This window comes from Streptomyces sp. CNH189, from assembly GCF_000527195.1.
This window is the reverse complement of sequence record NZ_AZUS01000004.1, coordinates 320,802-329,646: the sequence shown is the minus strand read 5'-3', so window position 1 is coordinate 329,646 and position 8,845 is coordinate 320,802. Positions and strand designations below refer to the sequence as shown.

6 protein-coding genes and 1 pseudogene are annotated in these 8,845 nt (G+C 73.6%); 4 read left to right on the top strand and 3 right to left on the bottom strand.

Translation table 11 applies throughout. The annotated features are described in order from the left end of the window. Together B100_RS0108545 and B100_RS0108540 are read left to right on the top strand one after the other, a co-directional pair. Positions 1-1,094, top strand: a 1,094-nt coding sequence (locus tag B100_RS0108545) for a protein phosphatase 2C domain-containing protein (protein WP_024884025.1), incomplete at its 5' end; no start/stop codon positions are given. 66 nt (positions 1,095-1,160) lie between these two features. Next, positions 1,161-2,906: a pyruvate dehydrogenase gene (locus B100_RS0108540; RefSeq protein WP_024884024.1), complete on the top strand. Its 1,746-nt coding sequence runs from the start codon at positions 1,161-1,163 to the stop codon at positions 2,904-2,906. A gap of 1,674 nt (positions 2,907-4,580) precedes the next feature. On the opposite strand, the pseudogene B100_RS37535 reads toward B100_RS0108540, so the two are convergent. After that, positions 4,581-4,902 (bottom strand): annotated as a pseudogene (locus B100_RS37535) (helix-turn-helix domain-containing protein); the annotation flags it as partial. A 201-nt stretch (positions 4,903-5,103) separates the two neighbouring features. Here B100_RS37535 and B100_RS0108530 point away from each other — a divergent pair. Together B100_RS0108530 and B100_RS0108525 are read left to right on the top strand one after the other, a co-directional pair. After that, positions 5,104-5,721 carry a hypothetical protein gene (locus B100_RS0108530; RefSeq protein WP_024884022.1) on the top strand — a complete coding sequence of 206 codons (618 nt, stop codon included), beginning with the start codon at positions 5,104-5,106 and terminating at the stop codon, positions 5,719-5,721. A gap of 215 nt (positions 5,722-5,936) precedes the next feature. Next, the gene (locus B100_RS0108525) at positions 5,937-6,356 is read left to right on the top strand and encodes an ATP-binding protein (protein ID WP_037722518.1); all 420 of its coding nucleotides are present in this window, start codon (positions 5,937-5,939) and stop codon (positions 6,354-6,356) included. A gap of 51 nt (positions 6,357-6,407) precedes the next feature. On the opposite strand, the gene B100_RS0108520 is transcribed toward B100_RS0108525, so the two are convergent. Together B100_RS0108520 and B100_RS0108515 are read right to left on the bottom strand one after the other, a co-directional pair. Beyond that, entirely contained in the window at positions 6,408-7,460 is a 1,053-nt protein-coding gene (locus B100_RS0108520) for a DUF2637 domain-containing protein (RefSeq protein WP_024884020.1), read from the bottom strand. 360 nt (positions 7,461-7,820) lie between these two features. Beyond that, positions 7,821-8,693, bottom strand: a complete 873-nt coding sequence (locus B100_RS0108515) for a (2Fe-2S)-binding protein (protein WP_024884019.1) — start codon at positions 8,691-8,693, stop codon at positions 7,821-7,823. Between the last annotated feature and the right edge of the window lie 152 nt (positions 8,694-8,845).

Sequence of the window (8,845 nt, the reverse complement as noted above, 5' to 3'; positions counted from 1 at the left end):
CCGCAGCCCCCGCCTACGGCTCCTGGACCCCCGCCGCTCCCGTACCCACCCCGCCCGCCGACGAGCCCCCGGACGGAACCGGAACGGGCACCGGAGGGTCCCGCCTGGAACCGCTCCCGCCCCCACCTTCCTCCCGCGCCTACGTCGGCTCCCGCCCGCCCACCTACGACGCGGAGCCCACCGCACTCCCGGCCGCCGACCCGGACGCACTGGACGCCCTCGTCCCCGACACCGTGCTGGACGGCGCCCGCTACGGCGCCTGCACCCTGCGCGCCGCCTCCGTACGCGGGGACTCCGCCCGCTACCGGGGCGAGCCGCGCCGCGACGCGCTGCTGACCGCGCGGTTCGGGACGGGGGAGCGGGCCCTGGTCCTGGTGGCGCTGGCCACCGGCGTGCGGACCGCCCCCGGGGCGCACCGGGCCGCCGCCGACGCCTGCCGCTGGATCGGCGCGGCGGTGGGCCGCAGCCACGAGCGTCTCGCCGACGACATCAGGGCCGCCCGGCGCGGCGACCTCAAGTCCGGCCTGCACCGTCTCACCGACCGCAGCCTCGGCAGGCTCCGCGCCGAGGCGACCGAACAGGGACTCGACCCCGACGACTACGCGGCCACCCTGCGCTGCCTGCTGCTGTCCGCCGACCCCGAGTGCCGGACCCGGGTCTTCTTCGGGGTCGGCCCCGGCGGACTGTTCCGGCTGCGCGACGGCGAGTGGCAGGACATCGAACCGGAGGTCGCCGAGATCAAGGGCGCACCGGTGCTCGGCTTCGGCTCGCCGCCGCACGAGACACCGGACGGCGACCGCCTCACCATGGACCTGAACATCCCCACACCCCCGAGCCCGTACGAGCCGGCCCCCGAACCGCCCCGCGAACCCTTCCGCTTCCGCACCTCCGTAGCCCGCCCGGGTGACGTGCTGCTGATGTGCGGCACCGGGTTCGCCGAACCGCTGCGCGGCGAACCGGGACTCCGCGACCACCTGGCCGACCGGTGGTCGGATCCCGAACCACCTGGCCTGACGGCGTATCTGGCCGACACCCAGGTCCGGGTGAAGGGGTACGCCGACGACCGTACGGCCGTCGCCGTCTGGGAGGCGTGAGCGCGTCCGGTGTGAATTCATGGATTCCGTCAGGCATCTCCGGTACCCGAGGGGCAGACGGAACCCATGGCCAAACAGAACATCGCGGAACAGTTCGTCGACATCCTCGTGCGCGCGGGGGTCAAGCGCCTGTACGGCGTGGTCGGTGACAGCCTCAACCCCGTCGTGGACGCCGTGCGCCGCCACTCCGCCATCGACTGGATCCACGTCCGGCACGAGGAGACCGCCGCCTTCGCGGCCGGCGCCGAGGCCCAGGTCACCGGCAGGCTCGCCGCCTGCGCCGGCTCCTGCGGGCCCGGCAACCTCCACCTCATCAACGGCCTCTACGACGCCCACCGCTCCATGGCGCCCGTCCTCGCCCTCGCCTCCCACATCCCCTCCAGCGAGATCGGCCTCGGCTACTTCCAGGAGACCCACCCCGACCGGCTGTTCCAGGAGTGCAGCCACTACTGCGAGCTGATCTCCAGCCCCCGGCAGATGCCCCGGCTGCTGGACACCGCCATCCAGCACGCGGTCGGCCGCTCCGGCGTCAGCGTCGTGTCCCTCCCCGGCGACCTCGCCGACGAACCCGCCCCCGACCAGGCGCCCGAGACCGCCCTGGTCACCTCCCGGCCCACGGTCCGCCCCGGCGACGACGAGATCGACCGCCTCGTCGACATGATCGACCGGGCCGGGAAGGTCACCCTCTTCTGCGGCGCCGGCACCAAGGGCGCGCACGCCGAGGTGATGGAGTTCGCGGGGAAGATCAAGGCCCCGGTCGGACACGCCCTGCGCGGCAAGGAATGGATCCAGTACGACAATCCTTACGACGTCGGGATGAGCGGGCTGCTCGGCTACGGCGCCGCCTACGAGGCGACCCACGAGTGCGACCTGCTGATCCTGCTCGGCACCGACTTCCCGTACAACGCCTTCCTGCCCGGCGACGAGGTGAAGATCGTCCAGGTGGACGTGCGGCCCGAGATCATCGGCCGGCGCTCCAAACTGGACCTCGCGGTGTGGGGCGACGTGAAGGAGACCCTGCGCTGTCTGCTGCCCCGGGTGCGTGCCAAGGACGACCGCAAGTTCCTCGACCGCATGCTGAAGAAGCACGCGGACGCGCTGGAGGGGGTGGTGAAGGCGTACACCCGCAAGGTGGAGAAGCATGTGCCGATCCACCCGGAGTACGTGGCGTCCGTGCTGGACGACATGGCGGACGACGACGCCGTCTTCACCGTCGACACCGGCATGTGCAACGTCTGGGCGGCCCGCTACATCTCGCCCAACGGCCGCCGCAGGATCATCGGTTCCTTCTCCCACGGCTCGATGGCCAACGCGCTGCCGATGGCGATCGGGGCGCAGTTCACCGACCGGGGCCGGCAGGTCGTGGCGATGGCCGGCGACGGCGGATTCAGCATGCTGATGGGCGACTTCCTCACCCTCGTCCAGTACGACCTGCCGGTGAAAATCGTGCTGTTCAACAACTCCTCGCTGAGCATGGTGGAGTTGGAGATGCTCGTCGCGGGACTGCCCTCGCACGGCACCGCCATGAAGAACCCCGACTTCGCCGCCGTCGCCCGCGCCTGCGGCGCCTACGGGGTGCGGGTGGAGAAGCCGAAGGAGCTCGCGGGGGCGCTGAAGGCCGCGTTCAAGCACAAGGGCCCGGCGCTCGTCGACGTGGTCACCGACCCCAACGCGCTCTCCATCCCGCCGAAGGTCAGCAAGGAGATGGTGACGGGGTTCGCGCTGTCGGCGTCCAAGATCGTGCTGGACGGCGGGGTCGGCCGGATGGTGCAGATGGCCCGCTCCAACCTGCGCAACGTGCCCCGCCCGTAGGGGCGTTCAGTTGGTGCGCGGGCGCCAGGAGCGGTTGAGTGTGTCGTACTCGTAGTGCGGCAGGCCGTCGACGGCGCTGGTGCGGAAGGGGCGGCCCCGGTCGTCGATCCGCACGGTGCCGGTGCGGCCCTGCGAGGACCAGTCCAGCTCCAGGTACCAGCGGCAGTCGCAGCCCCGGGTGCGGGCGGTCACCCTCAGCACCTCCGGGTCCGACGCGGACACCCGGTACGGCATCCGCACCGCCGGGATCGGCGTCCCCGCGTCGTTCCCGGCGACCGCGCGGGCGATGGGCCGGTCCTTGTCCAGATCCACGTCGAAGTAGCGCGGGGTCAGCGCGCCGCCGCAGCCCTGGTCCATCGCGTACGCGTTGCCCTGCGCGGGCTCGGAACGGCCGGCCACGCGGACGCGCAGCGCCGTGAGCACGACGGCCGTGTCCGACGTCCCCTGCACGGACAGCTCCACCAGCGTCTCCCCGCCGTGCACGGCCCCCTGCGCGGAGGCCCAGGCACGGGCGTCCTGGGGGGCGGGCGGCGGGGGCACCCGCGCGGGCGGCCTGGCCACGACGTAGTCGTGTCCGCAGCCGTGCGACCAGGCGTGGGAGTCGGCGGACCAGGTGAGGGGTGCCTGCCCGGCGGGCGCGGGCCGTGACGCCGTGGGGGCGCCGGAGTCACGCGGTGCGCCGGACGCCCTGCCGCCTCCTCCGCGGCCGGGGGAGGCGGAACCGGACGGGGAGGGTGAGGCCGAGGCGGAACCGGAGACGGAGGGTGCGACGGACCGTCCCGGCGCCGGGCTGCTGCCGGGGCGGGCCCCGGACGCCTCCTCCTCGGCTGCTCCGGCGGCGGCCTCGCTCCCGGCCGGCGCCCGCCGCTCGTCCGGCAGGAACGACAGGCTTCCGACGGTGGCGAGTACGGCGCACACGGCGGCGGCCGCCGCGACGACCCGCTTCCGCCGCCACCCGCGCCTCTTGCGTCCGCCGTTGTGTTCGACGGGCCCACTGACGACGTCGCCGTCGTGCCCGTTCGCCCACTCCGAGTGGCCGAATCCGTTCGCCACCTCGCCGCCGGAGCGGCCGGCGCCCTCCGCAGCCGCGTCGGCCGACCCGGACGCTTCGTCACCGGCTCCAGGCGCGCCGGAGATCGGCACGGGAGCACGGTCCTCGCCCGCGCCGTCCGCCGGTGAGCCGGCGGACCCGGCTTCGGCGTCACGGCTCGTCCGGGTGCGGTGTCCGGGTTCCTGCTCCGAGGACCGCTCCCCGCGCCGGACGGAGGCGCCCGGGTCCCGGTGCGGCGCGGCATCGGGCCGGTCGCCGTCGGGCGACGAGACCGGCTCGGCGTGCCCTTGGGGCTTGCCTGGCTCGGCGTGTCCTTCGGGCGGCTCCGCGTGCCCTCTCGGTTCACAGGCTTCTTCGGATCCACTGGGCTCCCCGGGCGCACCGGACCGCCCGGGCTCACCGGGCTCACGGGATTCCTCGGTGACACCGGATTCCCCGGGCCCGCCGGACTCCTCAGCTACACCGGATTCCCCGAGCCCGCTGGGTACCCCGAGCCCGCTGGGTACCCCGGGCCCGCTGGGTACCCCGGGCCCGCTGGGTACCCCGGGCCCGCCGGGTGCCCCGGCCTCCCCCGCCGGATCGGCCGCCGTCCCCTCCGGCCCCGGTGCCGACCCCGTACCACCCCGTGGCCGGCGTCGTGCCTCGACCGCCAGGAGCCAGCGGCGGTGGAGTTCCAGGCGTTCCGCGTCCGACGCGCCGCACAGGGCCGCGAAGCGTTCGACCGGGGCGAAGTCGACGGGGACCGCGTCCCCGGCGCAGTAGCGGTGCAGGGTCGAGGTGTTCATGTGCAGGCGGCGGGCCAGCGAACCGTAACTGCGGTCCGTACGCCCCTTCAGCTCCCGCAGCAGCTCCGCGAACCGCCTGACGTCGTCGTCCTGTGCCGACACCGGCCCGGTCACCCCCCACCTCGTCCGTCCCGCACGGCGCGGGCCCTGGGACGGGCATCCCAGGCACCCCATATCACTGCACGTCAGACGGGCTGGGATGGTTCCATGCCGGGGAATCGGGCGGCGACGCTTGCGCCGGCCCCCGGCGGCGGCCGAAGCTCTGGGTATCGCGAACCGCCCCGACGGCCCGGACGGACCATCCCGGCCGTCGCGGTGCACGTCTCGCCATTCCACCACGCACACCTCACGGGGGACACCCATGCCCATCCGCACCCGTGTCGCGGCGCTCGCCGCGCTCACCGCCGCCACCCTCGCCGTGGGAGCGGCCGCCACCGCACCGGCCGGCGCCGCCCCGAAGAAGGCCCCGGCGCCCAAGTTCCTGGCGGCCTCCGAGCTGCCCCCGCACCCGACCGGCTGGACCGCCGGCCCGGTCGCCGACGGCTTCCCGGAGCAGCTCGCCTACTGCCTGGGCGAGGGCGTGCCCGCGTACGACTACCGGCACCGGCTGTTCCACACCGACCTGGACACGGGCGCCGTGCAGGTCACCGTCGTCACCGGGTCCGCCGCGAAGGGCAAGGCGCTGGCCGCCCGGCTGAACAAGGAGATCCGCACCTGCGCGGACCGGATCGAGCGGACCTACCCGGACGTCACGGCCGAGGGCCGGTTCTACGGCACGCTGCCCGTCGAGGAGGGGGCGACGGTGCACGGCCTGCACACGGAGACGTCGTACGGGGCCACGGACGTCAACCTGCTGGCCGTGGGACGGGACGGCAGGATTGTGACCGTCGTCGGCTGGGGTCAGATGGGCGACTTCGACGGCGCCCCGGTGGCCGCGTTCAAGAAGACCGCGAAGAAGGCCGTCACGAAGCTCTACTGAGGTTCGTGAGTTCTGCGACCACTGTGAGAAGCCGGGGTCGTCCTCTCGCCACGGGGGTCGGGAGGACGGCCCCGCGCGGTTGTGTGGCCGTTGCACTTCGGCCAACAACGGCTCACGTCCGCTCCGTATGACTGCCGGGTGAACGACCGGGCAAGCATTCCCGTGTAGGTGTTCGAGCAGCAGGGGGAATCGACATCGGCACGCGGGCGGGGGTCATGAGAAGTCAGGCTTCGGCGGATCGGCTGAGGCGCACACTGGGACGTGCGGACCTTCGGGCGGTGTCCGAGTCCCGCCGCGCCCTGCGCGAACTGTTACGCCACCGGTGCGACCCGGAACGCTCCGCGGTCGCCGAACTGCTCACCAGCGAACTCGTGACGAACGCACTCGTCCACACCGACCGCGAGGCCGTCCTCACGGCGGCCGTGGGCCCCTGGGGACTGCGCGTGGAGGTACGGGACTTCACCGCCCGCGAGCCCCGGCCGCGCCCGCCGGCCGGCAACGACAGCACGCACGGTCGGGGCCTGGTGCTGGTCGAGTCGCTGGCCGACGCCTGGGGCGTCCGCAGGCACGGCGTGGGCAAGTCCGTCTGGTTCGCCCTCCGCCCGGACACGGAGGCGGACGCCGACGCGGCGTGAGGGACGCGGTCCCGCACCGCGTCCCTCACGCCGCGTCGCGGCGCAAGGGCGTCAGCCGAACTGCTGCTCCAGGTCCTTGAGCTTGCGCTCCAGGGAGTCCAGGCGGGGCAGCGCCTGCGTGTCGTCCTCGGCCGTGAGGTCGACGGTCATCGCGTCACCGCCGGAACGGCGCGCGGGCTGCAGGGAGGGACGCGGGGCGCGCGCGGGCAGGGCCTCCGGAGCCGCTATGGCAGGCTCCGCGGAGACCACGTCGGAGTCGCGCTCCATGGTGGGCGCCTCCAGTTCGCGCCCGCCGCCCCGGCCGCCGCCTCCCCCGCGGTGGCCCCGGCTGATCGCCTTGAGCCGCGCCCGCTCCATGCGCTCCTGCTCCCGCCGGCGCCGCTTGGTCTCGTCCTTGCGCAGCTTGTCCTCGCGCACCTCCTCGACCGCCTCGTCGAGGCTGCGCACGCCCTCCAGCAGCATCAGCGACCAGGCGCGGTAGGTCTCGCGGGGGGCGCGCAGCCAGCGGACGATCCGGATCTGCGGCAACGGCCGCGGCACCAGGCCCTGTTCCCGCAGGGCGGCCCGGCGGGTCTGCTTCAGCGCCCGGTCGAACAGCACCGCGGCGGAGAGGGACATGCCCGCGAAGAAGTGCGGGGCGCCCGCGTGACCGATGCCGCGGGGCGCGTGGACCCAGTTGAACCAGGCGGCCGCGAAGGCGAACGTCCACACGAGTATGCGCGAGCCGAGGGCCGCGTCACCGTGGCTGGCCTCGCGTACGGCGAGTACCGAGCAGAACATCGCCGCGCCGTCCAGACCGAAGGGGACGAGGTACTGCCAGCCGTCGGACAGACCCAGGTTCTGCTCGCCGAAGCCGACCAGTCCGTGGAAGGAGAGCGCGGCGGCGACGGCCGCACAGCAGAACAGCAGGACGTAGGAGACGGTGCCGTAGAGGGCCTCCTTGCGCCGCCGGCGCTCCTCGCTGCGCTCCCACGAGTCGTCCGCACCGGTGTCCTTGACCGAGGAACGCTTCCCGCGCGCCAGCACCGCCACCGCCGTCAGCATGCCCAGGAGCAGCACGAGGCCCGGAAGGAGCCAGTTCAGCGATATGTCGGTCAGTCTCATCTAGGGGTCCCTTGCATTGGGATAGGGCGTAACGCCCGCCATAGTGGCCCAATCCCGGCGACCCTCAGGGGGTTTCGGGGCAAGAGGCCGCCAACGAAGTGCGAGGGGGGTGCCCAGGGCGGCATTCTGCTCGAACTGCCTTGTGAGGGGCGGGAGTTGAGTTCGAATAAGACTACCCGTACGGATGGTTCCGTGGAGAGTTCCCGCGAGAGGTGAGGAAATTGTGAAGTGCTCGTGACCTCCGCGGCGCGGTGCGCGCCGGAGCGGCGCACCGACAGGGCGCGCCGACGCGGCGACCGCCCTGACGTACCGGCGGGACGATCTTAGGCCGCGCGGTGTCCCGCCGTTGTCGACGTCGTGTCAACCGGCCTGCGCGGCCAGGGCGGTGGCCCGCTCGCGGGTCCGTGCGGGGGCCTGCTCCTTGGCGCAGGTGCGCGGGCAGGTGGCGCAGATGTCCGCCGGACGCACCGTGTAGAACATGCAGCAGCTCACCCGCTCCCGGGTGGCGGCGGCCGGCTCGGCGTCCGGACCCGCGGGCCGGCGGAAGGCGGCCGCGCCGACGTACGGCTTGGTCGCGCCCGGCAGCAGCAGCTCCAGTTCGCGCATGCCCCGCTCCTCCTCGCCGAGCAGCTGGGCGACGTACCAGAGGCTCTCGACGATCTCGTCGGTCGCCATGCCCCACAGTGCGCGTCCGCGCCGGCGCATCCGCGGGCCGAATCCGGCCAGCACGGGCTCCAGGTGCTCGGCGACCGCCGCGCGCACCTCCGCCCGCAGGGCCTCCTCGTCGGGCACCACCCGGGCGCCGGGCAGGGTGGCGGCGGGGTCGTCCGGCAGGCAGGCGAAGCCGTCGGGGCGGACCGCCATGCGGCCGACGGCGAGACCGGGGGCGCCGCGGTCGAACGAGACATGCGTCACGGGGTAGCGCGGCACCCGGCGGTGCAGGAACCACGGCACCGTGATCAGCAGGCAGGCCGGCCAGGCGTAGCGGTGCAGGCCGAAGCTGGCGATCACGTCCGGGCGGGCCTGCCGGCCGTAGTCCCGCAGCACCTGCGTGTCGTCCCAGGCGAGGAAGGCCTCCAGCGCGTCCCCGCCTGCGGCGAGGTCGTCGGCGGTGATCCAGCCGCCGCCCCGGGGGGTCGCCTCGTCGGCGCCGAGCTCGGTGACGGCGAAGGCGGGGAAGGCCTCCGCCAGGCGGGCGTACGCGTCCGCGACGGCCGAACCGGGCACGGCCATGGGACCACCCCTTCACGTCTCGTGGAGCCGGGCAATAAAAGGTAAGCCTCACCTTACCGAAGATCGGTGAGATGTGAACTGGCGTCCGATGCGCATAAGGTGCTTGACGCACGGGTGCCAACCCCCCGTAATGACCCCAAGTACCGACACGT